The sequence below is a fragment of the Extibacter muris genome, assembly GCF_004345005.1.
GTDB lineage: Bacteria > Bacillota > Clostridia > Lachnospirales > Lachnospiraceae > Extibacter > Extibacter muris.
In genome coordinates this window covers 224,319-244,109 of the sequence record NZ_SMMX01000001.1, presented here as the reverse complement: position 1 = coordinate 244,109, position 19,791 = coordinate 224,319, and the positions used below count along the sequence as shown (strand labels likewise).

The 19,791-nt window shown below is 50.4% G+C and carries 20 protein-coding genes, 1 tRNA gene and 1 other annotated feature (1 of these 22 cut by a window edge); of the genes, 6 read left to right on the top strand and 15 right to left on the bottom strand.

Annotated features, from left to right (window positions below; genetic code table 11):
* Window positions 1–32: 32 nt before the first annotated feature.
* The 3 genes from E1963_RS01220 to argS all read right to left on the bottom strand — a co-directional run bounded on the left by E1963_RS01220 (window position 33) and on the right by argS (window position 4,461).
* Window positions 33–1,298: a S1C family serine protease gene (locus E1963_RS01220; protein WP_132274193.1), complete on the bottom strand. Its 1,266-nt coding sequence runs from the start codon at window positions 1,296–1,298 to the stop codon at window positions 33–35.
* Window positions 1,299–1,515: 217 nt separating this feature from the next.
* The gene (locus E1963_RS01215) at window positions 1,516–2,679 is read right to left on the bottom strand and encodes an alanyl-tRNA editing protein (RefSeq protein ID WP_132274190.1); all 1,164 of its coding nucleotides are present in this window, start codon (window positions 2,677–2,679) and stop codon (window positions 1,516–1,518) included.
* Between the two features lie 15 nt (window positions 2,680–2,694).
* On the bottom strand, window positions 2,695–4,461 hold the full coding sequence (gene argS / locus E1963_RS01210; protein ID WP_132274187.1) for an arginine--tRNA ligase: 1,767 nt from the start codon (window positions 4,459–4,461) through the stop codon (window positions 2,695–2,697).
* 187 nt (window positions 4,462–4,648) lie between these two features.
* Between argS and E1963_RS01205 the strand changes: the two genes are divergently transcribed.
* The 5 genes from E1963_RS01205 to E1963_RS01185 all read left to right on the top strand — a co-directional run bounded on the left by E1963_RS01205 (window position 4,649) and on the right by E1963_RS01185 (window position 8,307).
* Entirely contained in the window at window positions 4,649–5,296 is a 648-nt protein-coding gene (locus E1963_RS01205; RefSeq protein ID WP_132274185.1) for a flavin reductase, read from the top strand.
* 32 nt (window positions 5,297–5,328) lie between these two features.
* Entirely contained in the window at window positions 5,329–6,246 is a 918-nt protein-coding gene (locus E1963_RS01200; protein ID WP_132274515.1) for a deoxyribonuclease IV, read from the top strand.
* Window positions 6,247–6,417: 171 nt separating this feature from the next.
* Window positions 6,418–6,786 carry a GntR family transcriptional regulator gene (locus E1963_RS01195; protein ID WP_132274182.1) on the top strand — a complete coding sequence of 123 codons (369 nt, stop codon included), beginning with the start codon at window positions 6,418–6,420 and terminating at the stop codon, window positions 6,784–6,786.
* A gap of 1 nt (window position 6,787) precedes the next feature.
* Window positions 6,788–7,489 carry an ABC transporter ATP-binding protein gene (locus E1963_RS01190; RefSeq protein WP_132274179.1) on the top strand — a complete coding sequence of 234 codons (702 nt, stop codon included), beginning with the start codon at window positions 6,788–6,790 and terminating at the stop codon, window positions 7,487–7,489.
* Window positions 7,483–8,307, top strand: a complete 825-nt coding sequence (locus tag E1963_RS01185) for a hypothetical protein (protein ID WP_132274177.1) — start codon at window positions 7,483–7,485, stop codon at window positions 8,305–8,307. The genes E1963_RS01190 and E1963_RS01185 overlap by 7 nt, the downstream gene beginning before the upstream one ends.
* Before the next feature lie 81 nt (window positions 8,308–8,388).
* Here E1963_RS01185 and E1963_RS01180 read toward each other — a convergent pair whose 3' ends face one another.
* The 11 genes from E1963_RS01180 to E1963_RS01130 all read right to left on the bottom strand — a co-directional run bounded on the left by E1963_RS01180 (window position 8,389) and on the right by E1963_RS01130 (window position 15,611).
* A complete protein-coding gene (locus tag E1963_RS01180) occupies window positions 8,389–8,721 on the bottom strand; it encodes a branched-chain amino acid transporter permease (protein ID WP_132274174.1) in 333 nt (110 codons plus the stop codon).
* Complete coding sequence (locus E1963_RS01175; protein ID WP_132274171.1) at window positions 8,712–9,419, bottom strand: AzlC family ABC transporter permease; 708 nt, start codon at window positions 9,417–9,419, stop codon at window positions 8,712–8,714. The genes E1963_RS01180 and E1963_RS01175 overlap by 10 nt, the downstream gene beginning before the upstream one ends.
* Window positions 9,420–9,493: 74 nt before the next feature.
* Window positions 9,494–10,138, bottom strand: coding sequence for a hypothetical protein (locus E1963_RS01170; RefSeq protein ID WP_132274168.1), 645 nt, complete (start codon window positions 10,136–10,138; stop codon window positions 9,494–9,496).
* A gap of 34 nt (window positions 10,139–10,172) precedes the next feature.
* Window positions 10,173–10,244 (bottom strand) — tRNA-Arg (locus E1963_RS01165).
* 86 nt (window positions 10,245–10,330) lie between these two features.
* Entirely contained in the window at window positions 10,331–10,816 is a 486-nt protein-coding gene (locus E1963_RS01160) for a cytidylate kinase-like family protein (RefSeq protein ID WP_132274165.1), read from the bottom strand.
* Window positions 10,817–10,899: 83 nt separating this feature from the next.
* Window positions 10,900–11,502, bottom strand: coding sequence for a DUF3841 domain-containing protein (locus tag E1963_RS01155; RefSeq protein WP_132274163.1), 603 nt, complete (start codon window positions 11,500–11,502; stop codon window positions 10,900–10,902).
* A 62-nt stretch (window positions 11,503–11,564) separates the two neighbouring features.
* Window positions 11,565–12,524 (bottom strand): DUF5688 family protein, encoded by a 960-nt coding sequence (locus tag E1963_RS01150; protein ID WP_243117515.1) that lies wholly within the window; start codon window positions 12,522–12,524, stop codon window positions 11,565–11,567.
* A gap of 171 nt (window positions 12,525–12,695) precedes the next feature.
* The gene (gene efp, locus E1963_RS01145) at window positions 12,696–13,253 is read right to left on the bottom strand and encodes an elongation factor P (RefSeq protein WP_066577881.1); all 558 of its coding nucleotides are present in this window, start codon (window positions 13,251–13,253) and stop codon (window positions 12,696–12,698) included.
* A 94-nt stretch (window positions 13,254–13,347) separates the two neighbouring features.
* Entirely contained in the window at window positions 13,348–13,848 is a 501-nt protein-coding gene (locus E1963_RS01140) for a YqeG family HAD IIIA-type phosphatase (protein ID WP_132274160.1), read from the bottom strand.
* A complete protein-coding gene (locus E1963_RS01135) occupies window positions 13,848–14,633 on the bottom strand; it encodes a shikimate kinase (protein ID WP_049727541.1) in 786 nt (261 codons plus the stop codon). The genes E1963_RS01140 and E1963_RS01135 overlap by 1 nt, the downstream gene beginning before the upstream one ends.
* Window positions 14,634–14,720: 87 nt before the next feature.
* On the bottom strand, window positions 14,721–15,611 hold the full coding sequence (locus E1963_RS01130) for a LysR family transcriptional regulator (RefSeq protein ID WP_167482082.1): 891 nt from the start codon (window positions 15,609–15,611) through the stop codon (window positions 14,721–14,723).
* Window positions 15,612–15,771: 160 nt separating this feature from the next.
* On the opposite strand from E1963_RS01130, the gene E1963_RS01125 reads away from it, so the two are divergent.
* Window positions 15,772–17,772 (top strand): NAD(P)/FAD-dependent oxidoreductase, encoded by a 2,001-nt coding sequence (locus tag E1963_RS01125; protein WP_132274155.1) that lies wholly within the window; start codon window positions 15,772–15,774, stop codon window positions 17,770–17,772.
* Between the two features lie 107 nt (window positions 17,773–17,879).
* Here E1963_RS01125 and thrS read toward each other — a convergent pair whose 3' ends face one another.
* The gene (gene thrS, locus E1963_RS01120) at window positions 17,880–19,631 is read right to left on the bottom strand and encodes a threonine--tRNA ligase (protein WP_132274152.1); all 1,752 of its coding nucleotides are present in this window, start codon (window positions 19,629–19,631) and stop codon (window positions 17,880–17,882) included.
* Between the two features lie 120 nt (window positions 19,632–19,751).
* Window positions 19,752–19,791: a binding site (T-box leader), on the bottom strand; it runs 182 nt beyond the window's last position.

Here is a 19,791-nt window from a genome sequence, read left to right as displayed (position 1 = left end):
TATTTACGTTACCTACCAGGTACATTATATCATTATTGCGTATTTGTTCCAAGGGTTACTTCTACGCTGCTCTCTTTATACTCTCCACCTTTGTCCGGAGTCTGTATGGTAAGCGTGACCTTCTCGCCCGCTTTGTAATACTGGAGCTGTTCCTTCAGCGTATCCATACTGTTGACAGACGTCCCGTCAAGTTCCGTGATGATGCTGCCCTTGGAAAGTCCCGCCTTCTTGGCTCCGCTGCCGTCGATAACCTCTGATATATAGACGCCGGTCGGCATATTGTACATCTGCGCGATCTCAGAGTTGACATCCACTCCCTGGATTCCGAGATAGCCCTGCTCACCTTCCGCAACCTTTGTACGCGTCTCTTTATTCATCAGATTCTGTATGATGCTGCCCGCGTCAGATATAGGTATCGCATAGCCCATACCCTCCACCGTATCGGTAGCCACTTTAATCGAGTTGATTCCGATAACCTCGCCATTGGCATTGAGAAGCGCACCGCCGCTGTTGCCTGGGTTGATGGCAGCGTCCGTCTGGATCAGTTCGCCGTCATACGTGTCAAGTTCCCTGTTCGTGGCAGAGATGATACCCGTCGTAACAGACTGGCCGTAACCTAGGGCGTTGCCAATCGCGATGGCCGGTTCGCCGACCTTCAGCTTCGTAGAATCGCCGAGCGTGGCAACCGCGATAGCGTCCATCGTGGAACTCTTGACAGAATCAAGCGGCACTGCGATCACTGCCAGGTCTTTCGCTGCATCCGTACCCTTAACATTGGCTTCTACACTTTCTTCATCGATAAAGGATACGGTAAGCGTATTGCTTCCTTCCACGACATGGTTATTCGTCACGATGAGGAGTTCGTCGTCATTCTGACCGACGATGATGCCAGACCCTACGCTCTTGCTTTCCTGCTGCTGCACGCCGCCGAAGAAATTCTGCACCTGCTGTACGCTCATGTTCGTGATTGAGACGACGGAAGGCATGACCTTTTCCGCTATATCCGCAATGTCCGAGTTTACCGTGCTGTTTGTGGTAGTATTCAGTTTCGTGCTGCCTACGGTAGATGCCTGCTTTGCAGTCTTGCCGCTGCTGCCCGTTCCGAAGATTTTATTTCCGACGACATTGCCCGTCTGGAATACCGCGCTTGCCACGAGGCCAAAGACAAGTGCAGAACATAAGAGCTTTACCCACTTCGGCGTCGTCTTCTTCACCCGTTCCGGCTTATTGTCATAACCGCCTGGCGTTCCTCCTGCATGCTCCTGTTCCGGATTATAATAATTATATTGATTGTCCATATATAAGACTCCTTTCGTTTCATTTGTCAGATGAACAGTTGTTTCTAACTGTCTATGTATGTAGTGTACCGTGTAATTGTGTTCAATCTGTGATAAAACCATGAGAAAATCGTTAAATGTCAAAAAAAGAAAGAGAAGGGCGCATATGTCTTCTGCATCGCTTTCCGTCGAACGGAGCTCTCTGCAGCGGCCATATGCGCCCTTCCCCTGTTATCAGTCAAAGAACCTCCTGCCAGCTCTCTATAAAACTTCTGATCTCTTTTTCCTCACCTGCCAGCGACCCTTGCACCATCTCCGGCTTGCCGCCGCCTCTTCCGGAGAACCTGCCGTTCAGGCCCTTGCACAGGGGACGGACATCTGCCGTCCGGCTGCCGATGACATAACGGTATCCGTCACCGCCCGTTCCCGCCAGCACGGCGCATACATGCGCCCCCCTGTCCAGGAGCAGGTTCATAAGTTCTCTCGGCCCGCTCCCGGCAAGCTCAGAGTCGAACACGACCACTTTACCGCTGTCCGCGCCAATCTCCGCCGCCTTATATGCAATCAGCTTCTGCTGGAGAGACGCGAGCTTCCCTTTCTGCTGAATCTGTTCCTCTTTCAGATGTCCGACTGCCTCCGCGACCTCGTCCTCCTTTGCGCACAGAAGCGCCGAGACCGCCTTGACATTGCTCTCCTTCTGCCGGTAGTCCTTCAGGGCGCGTATGCCACATAACATGTTGATCCGTTCCCCGCCTTTGTAATTGACCATATCCGTCAGCTTGATAAGGCCGATCTCCCCTGTCCTGTCCACATGGGGGGCACAGCATGCACACACGTCATAACCGGGCACGGTTACGATACGCACCTGCCCTTCTATCTCTATCTTGCTCCGGTAGTCCATGTTCTTCAGCTCTTCCTGTGACGGATACGCCACCTCGATATCGAGGTCCCTGAACACGGCTTCATTGGCAAGCTCCTCGATCTCCTTCAGCTCCTCCTTCGTTATCGGCCCGTTGAAGTCAATCGTACAGTAGCCGCTCCCGAGATGGAATCCTACGTTGTCATAGCCGAACTTCCTGTGGACAAGCCCTGATATGATATGTTCGCCCGAGTGCTGCTGCATCTTCTCGAACCGTTCTGCCCAGTTGATCCGGCCTGCCACTCTCGTCCCCGGTTCCAGCGGCCCGTCAGCCGTATGGCTGACAATGCCGTCCTTTTCGTGCGCGTCAGTTACTCGGACGTCACCGAGCCATCCGGTATCTGCGTACTGTCCGCCTCCCTCCGGGAAGAAGGCCGTCTCATCCAGTATGATCTTATATCCGTCCCGGGACGGTTCACATGACAGCACTTCTGCTTCAAATTGCTGCATATGGCTGTCTTCATAGAACAACTTCCTTGTCATCTCATCCACCTTCTCCTACATCCTCTCCGGTGCCTCGAATCCGAGCAGGACGATGCTTGCCTCCAGCACCTTTTTCGTCAGCACAAGAAGCGCGATATAGCTCTTTTTCCTGACCCCGTCTTCTTCCGCAAGTATCTTCGTCTCATGGTAGAAACGGTTGAATACATTAGCCAGGTCATATATATAGGCACAGATCTTGTGAGGCGCAAGGTCCTCGAACGCGGCCTGTATCACTTCATTGTACTTGGCCGCCTCCAGCATAAGCGCCTTCTCGCTCTCTGAACGGGCCCCTTCCATCTTGATCCCTTCCAGGGAGCCGCCGTTTTCCCTGTACTTGTTCAGTATCGACTTGATACGCACGATCGTGTACAGGATGTACGGTCCGGTGTTGCCTTCAAAGGATGTGAACCTGTCCACATCGAACACATAATCTTTGGACGCCTGGTTGGACAAGTCTCCATATTTGATGGCAGACATGCCGACAATCTGTGCCGTACGGGCCGCATTCTCCTCAGATACCGTACGGTTATCCGTTATCTTCTTGTACATCTCCTCCCCGATATCAGCAATCAGGCTTTCCAGCCGCATCACTCCGCCCTCTCGCGTCTTGAAAGGTTTCCCGTCCTTACCGTTCATCGTGCCAAAACCAAGGAAGTATAGCTTCATCTCTTCTCTGACGATGCCCGCCTTCTTGGCGGCCCGGAACACCTGTTCAAAATGCAGTTCCTGCCGCTTGTCCACCACATATATGATCTCATCCGGATGATAGTCCTGTTCCCTCTGTACGAGCGTCGCAAGGTCGGTCGTCCCATAAAGCGACGCGCCGTCCGACTTCTGGATCATGCACGGAGGCACTTCCTTCGTGTCCGTCTCTTCCTGTACGTCTATCACGAGGGCACCGTCATCGACGCGGGCATGCCCTTCTTCTTTCAGCCGCTTCAGCATATCGGGGATATATCTCTGGGCGTCCGCCTCACCCTTCCAGAGGTCAAAACTGACGCCCAGGCTCTCGTAGTTTTTCTTAAGATCCGCTACCGATACGGCCATGATATGGTTCCATACGGCCGTATACCCTCTGTGTCCGTTCTGAAGGAGGCAAGTGGCATTGAGCGCCTGTTCGCGGTAGTCCTCGTCCTCTTTTGCCCTGCTGCTCGCTGCCGGGTACATCTCCTCAAGCTCTGAGATGGTAAACGGCGCTTCCTCCGGATATTCACCTTCAAAGCTGTCGTCAAAGTAGGGCAGTTCCGGCTGACGGCATCTAAGCTCCGTAATGATCAGCCCCATCTGATATCCCCAGTCACCGAGGTGGATATCCCCGAGCACTTTATGTCCCATCGCTCTTGCGACGCGCTTCAGGCTCTCCCCGATGATTGCCGAGCGCAGGTGTCCTACATGAAGCGGCTTGGCCACGTTCGGCCCGCCGTAATCGACGATAATCATCTTGGGAGCATCGGCTTTCGTAAGGCCGAGCGCCTCGTCTTCGTTCATCTCGTTCAGGTAATCAGCGGCAAATGACTCTTTCAGCCGGATGTTGATGAATCCCGGCTTCACAGCTTCCGCCTCCTTGATGCATGACTTTGCAGACAGATTTGCAGCCACGTCTTGCGCGATTGCTATCGGCGCCTTACGGTATGCCTTCGCCCCCGCCATCGCTCCGTTGCACTGGTATTCACACAGGTCGGGACGGTTGGACAGCGTCACCTTGGCATAGGACTTGTCATACCCTGCTTTCTCGAACGCTTCTTCCATCTCTTTCTCTATGAGACTGATAATTTTTTCCATTTTGCCTCCTCCTTGCATATATGGATCCTATATATGAAAAACTTGAATATAACGTATTTTACCTAGTTATTCTATCACAAGGGAAGTTTTGCAACAACCATATTTTAAATCTGCTGTTGCAAAATCTTCCACAACATGGTATTATATTAATAACAATTACTATTATTAAATTATAGGAGGTCATCATATGAACAAAAATGTATTCCGCAACTTATCCTACGGCGTCTATATCATCTCTACGCTGGACGGCGGCCGTGGCACCGGCTGCGTCGCCAACAGCATCATGCAGATTACGTCGGAGCCTGCCACCATCGCGCTCAGCATGAACCATGACAACTTCACCAACTCCTGCATCGCAAAAAGCGGCAGGTTTGCAATATCCATATTGTCGGAGTCATCTGACTCTGCCCTCATCGGACAGTTCGGCTTCCAAAGCGGCAAAGACGTGGACAAATTTGAAGGCGTCGGCCATGCCTTGAAGGAAGGGCTCCCTGTCATCGACGATTCCTGCGGCTATATCGTCTGTAACGTCATAGATAAGATGGAGACTTCTACCCACACCGTATTCCTCGGTGAAGTCGTGGATGGAGATCTCCTGGAAGATTCCCCGGCCATGACTTACGCATACTACCACAATGTCGTCAAAGGAAGGAGTCCGAAGAACGCGCCTACTTATCTGCCGGAAGAAACAGAAGGGGCAGACAGCTCAGCCGCAAAATGGGTATGCAGCGTATGCGGATATGTATACGACCAGGAGACGCCGTTTGAGGACCTTCCAGATTCCTATAAATGTCCGGTCTGCGGGCAGGGAAAGGATAAGTTCCGCAGGCAATGACAAATGGATGAAAAGAGAGGTATGCAACAGTGATAAAGCTAGGTTCCCATGTCAGCATGAGCGGCAAGGATATGCTGCTCGGCTCGGCAAAAGAGGCAGCGTCCTACGGTGCCGATGCCTTTATGGTATTTACCGGGGCTCCCCAGAATACGAAACGAAAAGAGATAAGCGAGCTGAATATAGATTCCGCCTGGGAATATATGGATTGCCATGATATAGGCGAAATCATCATCCATGCACCCTATATTATCAATCTGGGCAATACGGTCAATCCCAGGACATACGAGCTGGCCGTAGAATTTCTCCAGATGGATCTAAAGCGCAGCGCTGCCTGCAAAAGCAGGACGCTCGTCCTCCATCCCGGCGCCCACGTAGGGGAAGGGGCAGACAAAGGCATCGCCCAGATCATAAAGGGGCTTAACGAGATACTTACGAGGGACACGTCCGTCCATATCGCGCTGGAGACGATGGCCGGAAAGGGTTCTGAAATCGGCCGTACATTTGAAGAGCTCGCCCGCATCTATGACGGCGTCGTCTGCAACGACAAGCTGAGGGTATGCTTTGATACGTGCCATACGCATGACAGCGGATATGATATCGTCCATGATTTTGACGGTGTCATGGAGCATTTTGACAAGGTAATCGGCAAAGACCAGATTGCGGTATTCCACATCAATGACAGCCGCAATCCGAGGGGGGCCGGGAAAGACAGGCATATCAATATCGGCAGCGGCGAGATAGGTTTCGATGCCCTCTCCTACATCGTACACCATCCTGATTTCCGGGAGATACCTAAAATACTCGAGACGCCATATATCCCATCGGTTGATCGTCCTAAGAAGACCTACCCGCCATACAAGCATGAGATAGCGATGCTCAGAAGCGGCCTGTTCAATCCCCGTCTCGCGGAAACCGTATTGGAAGAATACGAAGCGGACGGCATCCGATAACTTTTTATACCGGCTATCCCATGATCCCGGCAGAAGCATGATAACTCTGCCGGGTCTTTTTGCGATTTTCAAGCCAATCTTGCGCAATCACTTGACAATTTCCCTCTCCTGTATTATTGTATTATATAGATAATACAATAATAATTATCCTTTCAGAAACGAGGTGATTACATGCCATGGGATTTAGATAACGATCGGCCCATCTATCTGCAGCTTATGGAGAAGATTCAGCAGGATATCATAGCAGGTATATATAAGCCCGGCGACAAGCTTCCGTCTGTGCGAGACCTCGCACTGGACGCTGCCGTGAACCCTAACACGATGCAGAAGGCGCTGTCCGAGCTAGAGCGCAGCGGCCTGGTATACTCCCAGCGGACAAGCGGACGCTTTATAACGGAGGATGAAAAGATGTTGAAACAGATGAAGACGGAACTGGCTTCCGAACACATCAAAGACTTTTTTGAAAAAATGAAACAGCTCGGCTTTCAGGAGGACGAAACCCTTCTGTTAATCCAGGAAGCAATAAAGGAGGAACACTAATATGAATCCAATTTTGGAATGCCAGGGTCTTTCCAAAAGGTATGGCAGCAGCTTCTATGCCCTGAATAACCTGAGCCTTTCTATCGGGAGGGGACAGATCGTGGGGCTGCTTGGGCCGAACGGAAGCGGAAAGACTACGTTCATAAAACTGATCAATGATATTCTCGTGCCTACTTCCGGGAAGATACTGATTGATGGTAAGGAACCAGGCGTAGAGACTAAAAAAATCGTATCTTATCTTCCGGACCGTATCCATCTCGATGACTCTATGAAGATAAAAGACATGATTGCATATTTCTCTGACTTTTATACTGATTTTGTGACGGACAGGGCTTATAAGATGCTTACGGACCTTGAGATAGACGTGAACAAACGACTGAAGACATTTTCAAAGGGGACAAAGGAAAAAGTCCAGCTTTTGCTCACCATGAGCCGGGACGCGCAGCTCTATGTCCTGGATGAGCCGATTGGCGGCGTGGATCCGGCCGCAAGGGACTATATACTGCAGACGATACTGGGCAACTACAATGAAAATGCCACTGTCATCATATCCACCCATCTGATCCATGATATTGAGAATATACTGGACCGTGTCATATTCATCCGGCAGGGCCAGCTCGCTCTCAATGCTGCTGTAGATGAGATACGCATGGACCATGGCAAATCCGTAGATGCACTGTTCAGGGAGGTGTTCAGATGTTAGGCAAACTGATAAAATATGACATGAAAGCATTGAACCGGTTCTTAATCATCATACACGGTTTTCTCATACTGTCTGCCCTGGCAGGAAGATTCTTCCTTACAAGCCGGATACAGTTTACAGAAGTCAACGACACGACCACGCTCATGCTTTCACTTACCATTATGCTTTATTTTCTCATAGTGGCTGGTGTCGTGTTTGGAACCGAGATGATAATAGCGGTCAAGTTCTATAAGAACCTGTTCTCCAGTGAAGGCTATCTTACCCGGACGCTTCCGGTGACGCCGGGCCAGCATCTGCTCTCGAAGACGATAGCTGCAACTGTCTGGTGCATCATCGACATCCTGCTCGTCATACTGTCCATGTGGATAGTCATCATGACGCCGTCCGTTGCGGATGCATACAGCTCAAACAAGGCAGAAGTCTTCAAGCAGCTCGGAATCACAGGCAATATGACTCCTGCACTGCTCATAACCGCAATCATACTGCTTGTAATCATCGGTGCAATCAGCAGCGTCATCATGATATATGCCTCCATCTCCATGGGGCAGCTGTTTTCAAACCACCGGATCCTCGGGGCCGTCGTGTCCTACTTCATCATCACGACAGTCGTGTCCATCTTCAGCCTGCTCGTCATGACGGTTACCGGCTTCTTCTCAGACTATCTGCCGATTGCCTCACAGAATGGAACCTTGGATTTCAACTTTGCGGAATATATGATTTATCTCTGCAAGATAACAGCCATGCTCTCCATTGTTACGTCTGTTATCCTTTACATCCTTACGTACTATATTTTGAGGAAGAAGACAAATCTCCAGTAAGAACCAATCCATCGCATGCAAAGAAGCCGGTCCCTGCCATATGCAACAGCAGGAACCGGCTTCTTTTCCGTCAGATATGAACTAGAACACCACTTGGATCAGGAACATGTACAATATGGTTCCCGCTCCGATGCTGAGCAGGTTGTTGCGTTTCCACACGTGAAGCCCTGCCGTCACGATGACTGCAAGAGCTTCCGGCACGCCATGGGGGCTCTCCAGCACAGGCGTGGCTTTCAGGCAGTACACGACAAGCATCCCGATTACGGCGGGCGTGAGCACCTTCCCGAGATACTGTACGACTCGAGGGATCTCTTTTCCTTTCGGAAACACGAGAAAAGGGACGACACGGGTCGCGAAGGTCGTACCGGCAACTGCAAGGATTATGAGAAATGACATGGCTGCACTTATAGGCATCGGATCTCCCCCCTTCTCTCCAGCCTCGTCCGCAGCATGAACAGCACGAAGACGATGAGCAGCATGGAAGGAAGCACGAACTTATCCGTGCCGAATATCTGAAGGCAGATGAATGCAGCCGCGATTCCGATTACCGCAGGCGTCCTGTTCTTCCTGTCCATCCACTGTTCTATGAATATGACGACAAACAACGCGGTCATGGCAAAGTCAATCCCTTCCGAATCAAAAGGGAGCAGGCTGCCGGCCAGTCCGCCGATAGCAGAGCCGATAAGCCAGTACGACTGGTCCATCAGGGATATGGCAAACAGGAACTTCTCCTCTTCCACCCCATCCGGCACTTTTGTCGTACAGAGAAGGGAATACGTCTCATCTGTCAGGCCGAATATCATATACCAGCGTTTTCCGCCCATATTGTTAAACTTCTCCAGAAGAGAGATTCCATAGAAGATATGGCGTATGTTCACCATCAGTGTCATAAATATGACCTGGAGGAACGAGATTCCGGGTACAAAAAAGTTTACAGCCAGGTATTGTCCTGACCCCGCATATACGAGCAGGCTCATCAGCACCGCCCACAAAAAAGAATATCCCTTCTCCGCATACATGACTCCGAACGCGATACCGATAAAGATATAGCCCGTCATTACCGGAATCGTGTATGGAAACGCCTTTTTAAATGCCTCTTTATATCCCGACATCTTCTCTCAACCCATCCTTTGTATTTTTCAAAAAGTCAGACCTCTGGAGATACAGAGGCCTGACTTGATATACTTTATTCATTACCGCTTGTCCCAGTGGAATCCTCGTATGCATTCTTCAAATCTGCCAAAGCTTCCCTGAGCAACGCGTCAGATTCGACGGCACTGTGATACTGTGACGTAGTGTCCGCCAGCAGCTTGTCCACATCATCCTGGCCGGCCACTTCTTCCACGGAACTTTTCAGCTCATCGTCCTCCACGGTCTGGCTCACATGATATTTGCCGCTCTCTTTGTTCTTTTCTACATACAGCGTACCTAATCCAGGTACCCCTGTGTAGATATCTTTTATCTTCATATCATATTTGGCAAAAGCCACATATGAGTCTTTGTATTTTCCCAATTTCGTATAGACCTGTACATTGTCATAGGACTCGACAAAATCTGAATTCTCTGCCAGGCGCGCGTAGTAAGACTTAACCACGTCTGTCACCTCCGGGTACGCCTCCAGTCTAAGCGGATTTGTCTCCATGCTGTCATATCCTTTGTTTTCCGCCTTGATGTCCTGGGAATTTGTCTTTTGTGCTTTCTGGACCTTCTCTTCCGTAAGATTGAACCCGACTACGCCCAGAGCCAGTACAAGCAGCATTATGGCTATGATTATATTAGCCCTTCTATACTTCTTCAGCCGGCCGGAGCAGTCTTTCCATCTTGCTTTCATAAGACTCCCTCCATTGTAAGCACTTTTTTAAGTACACACCCGGGCGGATTCGAACCGCCGCTCCCGCCTCCGGAGGGCGGTGCTCTATCCCCTGAGCTACGGGTGCATAATTTGTCCTATATGAAATTGCCTTTGTAATATTATCACATTTCTTGCATAATGTAAAGAAGATATCTTCGACAAAATAAAAGTTTATATGTACTCCATCTTCTCGAAGTACCGCATCAGTATATCCGCACAGTTCTCTACGCCCAAATCGGATGTGTTCAGTATCATATGGTAATTGTTGACGTCCCCCCATGCCTTGCCTGTATGTTCATGATAGTACGTGGCGCGTTCTTCGTCTGTCCTTTCCACCTTCTCATCGGCTTCCTCATAGGAGATGCCGTCCTTCTCCATAATCCGGCGTACCCGGTCCTCTTTGTCTGCGCACACATAGATATTGAACACATTCTTCCTGTCCTTCAATATCTCCGAAGCACAGCGTCCAAGGATGATGCATGGCTTCTCCGCCAGCTCCTTTATCACTTCCACTTCAGATTCATAGATATTCTTATACAGTTCCTGTTCCACGTTGACCTTGTCATATACAGGTACCCCAAGCCTCTTCGATAGTTCCCGGGCGATGATGCTTGCTCCTGTACCGTAACGCCGGCTCATTGTAATTACCAGTTTCATACCGATTCCTCCTTAGCAGTGCAGATTGTGAACAGTTTTATTATAGCACTTTGCCGGCAAAAAAGGTATCCTTTTTTGTTTGCTTAATACGTAAGCCCTTCCAGGTCATCTCCTGGATATACGATTTCCTGTACATATTCCTCTTTGATTTCCCATATGTTGCCGCATACATTGAAGATAGTCCAGCTGTCGATTTCAAAGACGCGCTGCCAGCTGTCTTTGATCCGCCGCTCTTCTTCAGGATACATGCCTTTATATCGTCCCTCGAAAAATTCAAACCCGTTGGAGATGCCGATCTCCTTCAGATGTTCCTTATACGCGGCCCTGTCGCGGGCGTCTTTCGGCAGATATATCCGGTTCAGCACGTAGTCCCACTTAGCCTCGTCAAAATAGATTACCTTTTCCTTCGGCACTTCCAGCACGTATACGACCGTCCCATCAATCGGCTTCAGGCAGTTCTCTGCACTGATGGAGCACCAGATCGGAGCCTGGACGTCCTCCGGCTTGGGCACTCTCTTAGCCGCTGTTTCTGTAAACCAGTCGTAGCTTTCCAGAAACAGCGGCGCGATATCTCCGAAATGCATCTCCACATATGCTCTCTGATTGATGATGCGGCCCTGCTTCTCTAACGGCAGCAGCGTCTTATCATTTTGTCTCGTATACAACCTGACCGTATCCTGTCCCATTCCACCACCCTCCTTTGTATCATTTTAACACCCGGCGCGCGTGATGGAAAGGGACTTCTTCATTACTCCTGCAGTTTTTTCAGATTCCGGTCGTAATAATATGCATTATCCGACAGCACATCCTCCTCTTCTACCTGGGTCGCGTTGATCTCTGCCACCATCGCGGCCAGCTCTTTCTTGCCCGGCGCTTCGCTTTCGGGTATGATTATCACTTCATGGACGCTGCTCGGGAGCACGTAATAGTTCTCTCTGAGGCAGCTTCCGACATACGCAAGCACGCCGTCATACAAGACTACGGCCGCGCCAAAGCTTCTTATCGTATTGCTCAGTACATACATGACATCCCTTCCCGGATCCTCTTTGCTTCCCGTCAGCTCTGCTATCACTTCTTTCATCGTCCTGAACTCGTAGGGAAGAAGCCGTTCTGTATTGCGGCATGCCTGATGGTATATCTCCTCTTCGGTTACGTCCCACAGCTTCAGATGCTCTATTTTGATCATCATCGCGGCCGTGCCATAGGCATTGACTTCAAACAGGACATAAAACACGGCCGCCATGTCCAGATACGGCACATATGGGGTATCCGTCAGCATATTTTCATTCTTTTCCTTGTTGACGAGGTGATATACGATCCTCCCTTTCACTTTCGCATAATCTGATATATGATCCTTTTCCCATGAGCGGCTGAAGCTTATCTCGTCATACAGCCTCAATATATCCCCGGCGGCATCCTCAACCGTGCCTCCTGACTGAAACTGCTCATAGTACTCTTCCAGATATATGGCAGGCGATATATTGACACCACGCTTCGTCAGCCTTATCCCTTTCCTCTCCCTTCCATTATTCTTGACTGCCGTGTGGATACATACGGCAGTATCATCATCGGTTCCCTCGTTCACTTTTCTTTCTACGGCCTGCACAAACTGATCGTAAGTCATATTACTCCTTTCTTCGTGCAGCAGTATCTTATTGGCTTTTTTCTGAATATCCGGCAGAAGCTGCCTGGATCCGGCTGTATACATCAATCTGGCCGGTCTGCATATAGATGTCATCTGGACAGGCTGCGTGATACAGCCTTGAAATATTATGGTATATCAATTATAAAAAAGCCCTGCAGAAATTGCAAGGCTTTTCTTATCTTGATAGCGATTATCTTGCCAAGCTGTCCGGCAGGGCCGGCCGCCAGAACATGACTATACCCGTGACAGGTATTCTCCCGTACGTGTATCGATTTTGAGCTTGTCTCCCTGTTCCACGAACAGAGGAACCATAACCTGAGCCCCGGTCTCGACAATAGCCGGCTTCGTAGCTCCCTGAGCAGTATCGCCTTTGAATCCAGGCTCTGTCTCAATAATGTCAAGCTCAACCGTTATCGGCGGCTCTATGGAAAATACGTTTCCCTGGTAAGAGATAACTTTTACGTTCTCATTCTCTTTTACGAACTTCAGAGAATCCCCGACCGTGTCTGCATTGACTGCAATCTGGTCGTATGACTCCACGTCCATGAAATAGAACAGATCGCTGTCTGAATAGAGGTACTGCATCTCTTTCCTGTCGATATGCGCCTGCTCAAACTTTTCTGTCGGACGGAATGTCTTCTCGACAACACCGCCGTTGATGATATTCTTCATCTTTGTACGTACGAAGGCAGCTCCTTTTCCTGGCTTTACATGCTGAAACTCCAGAATCTGGTAGATGTTCCCCTCGATCTCTACGGTCAAGCCGTTCTTAAAATCACCTGCTGATACCATGAATAATCCTCCTTAAAAGGTGCGCCAATAGCACCTGACGTTCTTTCTCACTTTACTAATTCTATAATACATTCTGCGTTTTTTCAACCTTTTTTTACCTGTTGAGGCTCTTCTTATAAAAGTGCAGCACTATTTTCTCCAGATAACGCTTCAGCACAATCTGAATCTCCTCTTTCGGATGTATCGGCTTCACGAGTATGCTCGGTATGCCAGCTCTCTTCGCTCCCCATACATCGGTGAAAAGCTGGTCGCCGATAAAGACCGTATCAGCCGTCCCAGTTCCCATGATCTCCATGGCCTTCACGTAGTTCTTCGTGGACGGCTTATGGGCATTATACACATAGTCCACCTGGATATTCTTATTGAACATCCTGACCCTCGGCTCCTGGTTGTTCGAGATGAGGCAGCAGTTGAAGCCGATACGCTTAAGCCTCGCGAACAGCTCCTCTGCCCGTTCGTCCGCCGGCGCGCCATGGGGTACCAGCGTATTATCAATGTCAAAGATAAGTCCCCTGACGCCTTCGCTGTACAGTTTTTCAAAATCTATGACGTAGGTAGATGCCACATATCTGTCCGGATAAAATCTATCAAACATTATTTATCTTCCATTTCTGTAACGCGCTGCACAAGCTCTTCACATATCTGAAGCACGTTCTTATTGTCCGTATTGATTACGATGTCCGCAGCCGCCTCGTATTTTTCACGGCGCTGCTCCATCAGCTCTGATATCCCTTCCACGTTCTTGCGCCCGTTAAGCACCGGCCTGTCGTCGCTGTCTTTCACACGCTCGTATATCGTCTCAGGGCTGGCCGTCAATAGTACGACCCTGCCGTTTTTCTTCATCTCGGCTACATTGCGCTCTCTGAGCGCGGCTCCGCCTCCGCAGGAGATTACGGTATTCTTTCTCGACTGCATCTCTATGAGCAGGTTGGTCTCCAGATTTCTGAAATATTCTTCCCCGTATGTAGCGAATATATCCGGAATGCTCATTTCCTCCCTGTCTGCAATCACCTGATCCATCTCTATTATCTCCATCGCGAACATCGTGCTCAGATAATCGGAAACCGTCGTCTTGCCTGCACCCATAAATCCGATGAGCACGATATTGTAATCAAACAGCTTCCTTGCCTGGATTCTCTTGCTGTTCTTCAGTATACAGCGGAATACATCATATATCTCGTCTTTATACTTGCTGTCAGCCAGCTTTTCCTCCAGGCGCTGCTTCTGCTTCGCTTCCTGCTGGGGCTGCAGGATAGGCATTCCATACTTTTCTTTGTATGCCATGATCTTCTCTATGACCGCGTTCCGCTCTACCAGTGCGTCAATGAGCTTATCATCACACAATGCCAGCTGCTCTCTGTACATCTCTAAATCATTCATATTATTCTTTCTCTCCTGTTTTATACTAATCCGTTTTCACACCGGTATATTATATCAACTTTCCCGGAACCGCGCAACAATTATACTTTATTTTTTCAGGCTGTAATAGTCTTTGACATAATCCGCGAACAGCCTGGCGATAGGGGCCTGGTACTTGTTTTTCAGCGTCACCATATAGATAAACCGCCGGTAGTCCAGATTCTCTATCTCCAGGAAGGATGCCTTCATACTACGTACCGTAGCCGCATCCGGCACGATACAGACGCCGAACCCTCTCGCCACAAGCCCGACCATGGCACTGTCCTCGTCCACGGTATAGACGATATCCGGCTTCATTCCGTAATCTCTGAATATCTGGCTGATGACGCCGCGCAGACCGCTCCCTTTGTTGAAGAAGATCTGAGGGTAAGAGGCAATCTCCTCAAAGCTCGCTTTCTTCCTGCCGGCCAGCGGATGGCCCGGCGGCACGGCCGCAACAAGCTTCTCCTGCGACACGGGGATAAATTCCAGCTCTTTTTCCCCTGATACCATGGAACAGAAGCCGATGTCATATTTTTCTTCCTTTACGCCCTGTACGATTTCCTTCGTGATACCATTGCTGAAGCCAAAGTCTACCTGTTTGTCCCTGTTTGCCTCCAGAAAGCCGGATACCAGCTCGGGGATAAACTCGCTTCCCTGCGTGTATATGTAACCGATGTCGACTTTGCCGCTCTTCTCGCTCGTCATGGCCTTCGTCTTCTTTATCCCCGCATCCAGTATATCGAGCGCCTCCTCGGCGTATTCCATAAACAGCCTGCCGTATTTGGTGAGGCCCACATTCCTTCCCTGCCGTTCAAACAGGCTTGTTCCGAGTTCTTCTTCCAGCGATGATATGGCATGGCTCAGGCTGGGCTGCGTAATCGACAGCTTTTGGGCTGCATTTGTATAATGCTCCATATGTGCAAGTGTCACAAAGTAGTGCAATTGATTCAAATTCATAATCTGCCTCCTTTGTCTATTTTTTACAATCATACCACAATCCATAGAACATATCTATCAAACAATACAAAAACATGAATTTGTTTTATCTTTAACAATATCTTATAATCAAACTATAGAACCGTGTTGGACGATATGTTAAGCAATGGAGGATGTTAAGATGAATAATAACTTTAAGCACTTGTTTTCCCCACTCTCCGTCAGAGGGATGACGATGAAAAACCGTGTTGCCATGATGCCTATGGGCAGCAACTTGGCGGAACACGACGGCAGCATGAGCGATGAGCACATCGCTTATTATGAGCTTCGGGCCAAAGGCGGTACCGGGCTTATCCTCGTGGAAAATATCTGTGTAAAATATCCGGAAGGATCCAACGGTACGACACAGCTGCGTATTGACAAAGACTGCTATATTCCCCGGCTTTTCAAGCTGACGGAAGCCTGCCACAGGCACGGAGCATGTATGGGAATCCAGCTCAACCATGCGGGCGCTTCCGCCATGTCCGCCCGCACGGGCATGCAGCCTGTCTCCTCTTCCGTTCTGCCATCCAAACCAGGCGGCGAATGTCCCAGGCCGCTGTCGAGAGAAGAATTGGAAAGCATCGCCGCTGACTACGGCGCCGCCGCAAAGCGGGCGGTCAACGCAGGATTTGACCTTGTAGAAATCCATGCAGGGCACTCCTACCTGATCAGCCAGTTCCTTTCGCCGACCATGAACGACCGGACAGACGAGTTCGGTGGCTGCGCCAAGAACCGGGCCCGTTTCTGCCGGATGGTCATCGATGAGGTCCGCTCCGCTGTCGGTCCTCATGTTCCTGTCTCCCTCCGGCTCAGCGTCGATGAACTCGTGGAGGGCGGCAATACGATAGACGGCTGCCTCGAATATCTGGAATACCTGAATGACGGCGTAGATATCTTTGATACTTCGGCTGCACTGAATCCGTCCATCCAGTACCAGATTGACGCGAATTACCTGGCGGACGGCTGGCGCTCTTATATGGCCAGGGCGGTCCGGGAGAAGTTCCTCAAACCGACCATCGCAATCGGCAACATCCGGAGCCCACAGGCTGCGGAAGACTTACTGGCTAAGGGAGATGCGGACCTTATCGGTATCGGGCGCGGCCTTATCGCGGATCCTGACTGGTGCAGCAAAGCAAGGCGGGGCGACGTATCCAGCATCCGCAAATGCATTTCCTGCAATGTGGGCTGTGTCGGCAACCGCATCGGCGGCAACCGGCCGCTGCGCTGTACGATAAACCCCGATGTGACAGGAGGCGATTCTTATAAGAGGAAGAAAGTGACAAGGCCGTGCAATGTTGTCGTAGCCGGTGCAGGGACGGCCGGACTGGAAGCTGCCTGTACCGCGGCCGAGGCAGGCTGCAGCGTTACGCTTCTGGAAAAACAGGACCACATAGGCGGGCTTTCTGTGGAAATCTCTAAGATTCCCGCCAAAAGGCGGCTTGCCGACTTCCCTGATTATCTCAGGCACCGTGCGGCAGGGCTTGATAACCTGACCATCAAAACCGGGGTGGACGCCACTGCCGATATCATCAGATCCTTCCGGCCTGACCTCGTGGTCAACGCGACCGGCTCCGTCCCGCTCCTCCCGCCGATCGACGGCCTGCATGAAAACCTTGCGGACAGAGAATCGGATGTATATTCAATTCTGGATCTCATCCGCAATATCGACCGCTATCCGGAAGACATGTCCGGCAAGAGCGTCATCGTAATCGGTGGCGGAGCCGTCGGGCTTGACGTAGTAGAATTCTTCGCCCCCCGCGGCGCAGACACGACCATCATAGAGATGATGCCCTCCATCGGCAACGGCCTGGACGCTTCCTCCATCGCTTCCATGAAAGAGTGCATGGAGAAGCATAAGGTGAAGCAGCTCGTAAGCACCGCGCTTAAGAAAGTCAATCCCCACTCCTTCATCGTGGAGCAAGGCGGAAAAGAAGCTGAACTACCATTCGATTACGGCTTCGTCTGCCTCGGCATGAAAGCCCATGCCCCCATCTGGGATGCGCTCACCAGAGCCTTTGAAGGCTGGGATATCGGACTTCTTAACATCGGAGACTCCGTCCGTGCCAGAAGGATTATCGACGGGACCGACGCCGGCAGGCATATGGTCCTCAACACGTTAGAACAGCTTGGATATTTATAAAACGAACCGGGGACAGGTTAAAATGAAATGGGGACGGGGTTTTTCTCAAAAAACCCCGTCCCCATTTCATTTTAACCTGTCCCCATAAGCATGAACCTTATTTTTTCTTATTTATCTTCCAGCACTTTGTCTGCAAATGCCTTGAGCTCCATGCTTCCGATATCGCCCTCGTCGCGTTTTCTGACGGATACGACATTCTCGGCAACTTCTTTTTCTCCCACGATTACCATGTAAGGTACTTTCTGCATCTGCGCCTCCCGGATCTTATAGCCGAGCTTCTCGCTTCTGCCGTCGAGTTCCACACGGAATCCTGCTTCTTTCAGCTCGTCCGTCACCTTCTGTGCATAATCGGCAAACTTGTCTGATACGGGCAGAATCTTGACCTGTACCGGTGCAAGCCATGTCGGGAACTTGCCTGCGTAATGCTCGATAAGGATACCGATAAACCGTTCGATGGAACCGAAAGCAACCCGGTGTATCATGATCGGCCTGTGCTTTTCACCGTCTGCACCGGTATACTCAAGCTCGAACCTCTGCGGCATCTGGAAGTCGAGCTGGATGGTTCCGCACTGCCATGTCCGGCCGATGGAATCTTCCAGATGGAAGTCGATCTTAGGGCCATAGAACGCGCCATCGCCTTCGTTAACCACATAATCGACTCCAAGCTCTTCCAGTGCACCTCTTAAGCCTTCTGTGGCCATCTCCCAGTCTGCATCGCTTCCCATGCTGTTCTCCGGCCTCGTAGACAGTTCCACATGGTATTTGAATCCGAACTTGGAGTACACTTCGTCAATCAGCCTTGCCACCCCTTTGATCTCATCCCTTATCTGATCCTCTGTCATGAAGATATGGGCATCGTCCTGGGTAAAGCAGCGCACGCGCATGAGCCCGTGCAGCTGTCCGGACTTCTCGTGCCGGTGTACAAGCCCGAGCTCGCCTACCCGCATCGGCAGGTCCTTGTAGGAACGGGGTTCCACTTTGTACACGAGCATCCCCCCCGGACAGTTCATCGGCTTGACCGCATAGTCTTCTTCGTCGATGACTGTCGTGTACATATTGTCTTTATAGTGGTCCCAGTGTCCGGAATTCTCCCACAGGTGTCTGGACAAGATGATAGGTGTGGAAATCTCAACGTATCCTTCTCTTAGATGCAGCTGCCTCCAGTAATCGATAAGCAGGTTCTTGAGTACCATCCCCTTGGGCAGGAAAAATGGAAAGCCGGGGCCTTCATCCATGATCGCGAACAATCCCAATTCTTTTCCAAGCTTTCTGTGGTCGCGCAGACGTGCCTCTTCCATCCTCTTAAGATAAGCCTCCAGCTCGTCCGCTTTCGGGAAGGATGTCCCATAGATTCTCGTGAGCATCTGGTTATTCTCATCGCCGTGCCAGTATGCCCCTGCCACGCTCTGGAGTTTGAATGCTTTGATGACGCTCGTGTTGGACACATGGGGGCCTGCGCAGAAGTCTACGAACTCTCCCTGCCGGTAAAGGCTGATCTCTTCCTCGTCCGGGAGATCCTGGATCATCTCTGTCTTATAAGTCTCTCCTCTTTCTTCCATCATCTTCAACGCTTCTTCACGGCTCACCACACTTCTCTCAAGCGGCAGCGACTCCTTGACGATCCTGCGCATCTCCTTCTCTACCTCTGCCAGATGTTCTGTCGTAAATGGAAAGCTGAATTCAAAATCATAATAATAGCCGTCTTTGATTGCCGGCCCGATTGCCAGCTTCGTATCCGGGTACAAGCGCTTTACGGCCTGGGCCAGGATATGGGATGTCGTGTGGCGGAACGCCTCCTGTCCCACTTCATCTGCAAATGTCAGATCCTGCACGGATCCGTCTCTCATGCTTACTTTCATCTTGTTACGCTCCTTTCGATTCTCTTTTTATTTTGCTTTAGGAAATATATTTTGCTTTGTGCAGTCAATATTTCCTCTAACATAAGAAAAGCACCCAAAACAGACTGCTTACGCTGTCCGTTTAAGGGTGCATCTGATTGCTGCACGGTTCCACCTTAAC

Bases quoted from the DNA above. Each gene is read 5' to 3' on its own strand.
- E1963_RS01160 (WP_132274165.1), bottom strand. From the start codon at position 10,816: ATGAAACTGGTAATTACAATGAGCCGGCGTTACGGTACAGGAGCAAGC.
- E1963_RS01135 (WP_049727541.1), bottom strand. From the start codon at position 14,633: ATGAATGATTTAGAGATGTACAGAGAGCAGCTGGCATTGTGTGATGAT.
- E1963_RS01180 (WP_132274174.1), bottom strand. From the start codon at position 8,721: ATGCCTATAAGTGCAGCCATGTCATTTCTCATAATCCTTGCAGTTGCC.
- E1963_RS01195 (WP_132274182.1), top strand. From the start codon at position 6,418: ATGCCATGGGATTTAGATAACGATCGGCCCATCTATCTGCAGCTTATG.
- E1963_RS01125 (WP_132274155.1), top strand. From the start codon at position 15,772: ATGAATAATAACTTTAAGCACTTGTTTTCCCCACTCTCCGTCAGAGGG.
- efp (WP_066577881.1), bottom strand. From the start codon at position 13,253: ATGGTATCAGCAGGTGATTTTAAGAACGGCTTGACCGTAGAGATCGAG.
- thrS (WP_132274152.1), bottom strand. From the start codon at position 19,631: ATGAAAGTAAGCATGAGAGACGGATCCGTGCAGGATCTGACATTTGCA.
- E1963_RS01215 (WP_132274190.1), bottom strand. From the start codon at position 2,679: ATGACAAGGAAGTTGTTCTATGAAGACAGCCATATGCAGCAATTTGAA.
- argS (WP_132274187.1), bottom strand. From the start codon at position 4,461: ATGGAAAAAATTATCAGTCTCATAGAGAAAGAGATGGAAGAAGCGTTC.
- E1963_RS01190 (WP_132274179.1), top strand. From the start codon at position 6,788: ATGAATCCAATTTTGGAATGCCAGGGTCTTTCCAAAAGGTATGGCAGC.
- E1963_RS01205 (WP_132274185.1), top strand. From the start codon at position 4,649: ATGAACAAAAATGTATTCCGCAACTTATCCTACGGCGTCTATATCATC.
- E1963_RS01155 (WP_132274163.1), bottom strand. From the start codon at position 11,502: ATGGGACAGGATACGGTCAGGTTGTATACGAGACAAAATGATAAGACG.
- E1963_RS01130 (WP_167482082.1), bottom strand. From the start codon at position 15,611: ATGAATTTGAATCAATTGCACTACTTTGTGACACTTGCACATATGGAG.
- E1963_RS01140 (WP_132274160.1), bottom strand. From the start codon at position 13,848: ATGTTTGATAGATTTTATCCGGACAGATATGTGGCATCTACCTACGTC.
- E1963_RS01220 (WP_132274193.1), bottom strand. From the start codon at position 1,298: ATGGACAATCAATATAATTATTATAATCCGGAACAGGAGCATGCAGGA.
- E1963_RS01170 (WP_132274168.1), bottom strand. From the start codon at position 10,138: ATGAAAGCAAGATGGAAAGACTGCTCCGGCCGGCTGAAGAAGTATAGA.
- E1963_RS01150 (WP_243117515.1), bottom strand. From the start codon at position 12,524: ATGTATACAGCCGGATCCAGGCAGCTTCTGCCGGATATTCAGAAAAAA.
- E1963_RS01175 (WP_132274171.1), bottom strand. From the start codon at position 9,419: ATGTCGGGATATAAAGAGGCATTTAAAAAGGCGTTTCCATACACGATT.
- E1963_RS01185 (WP_132274177.1), top strand. From the start codon at position 7,483: ATGTTAGGCAAACTGATAAAATATGACATGAAAGCATTGAACCGGTTC.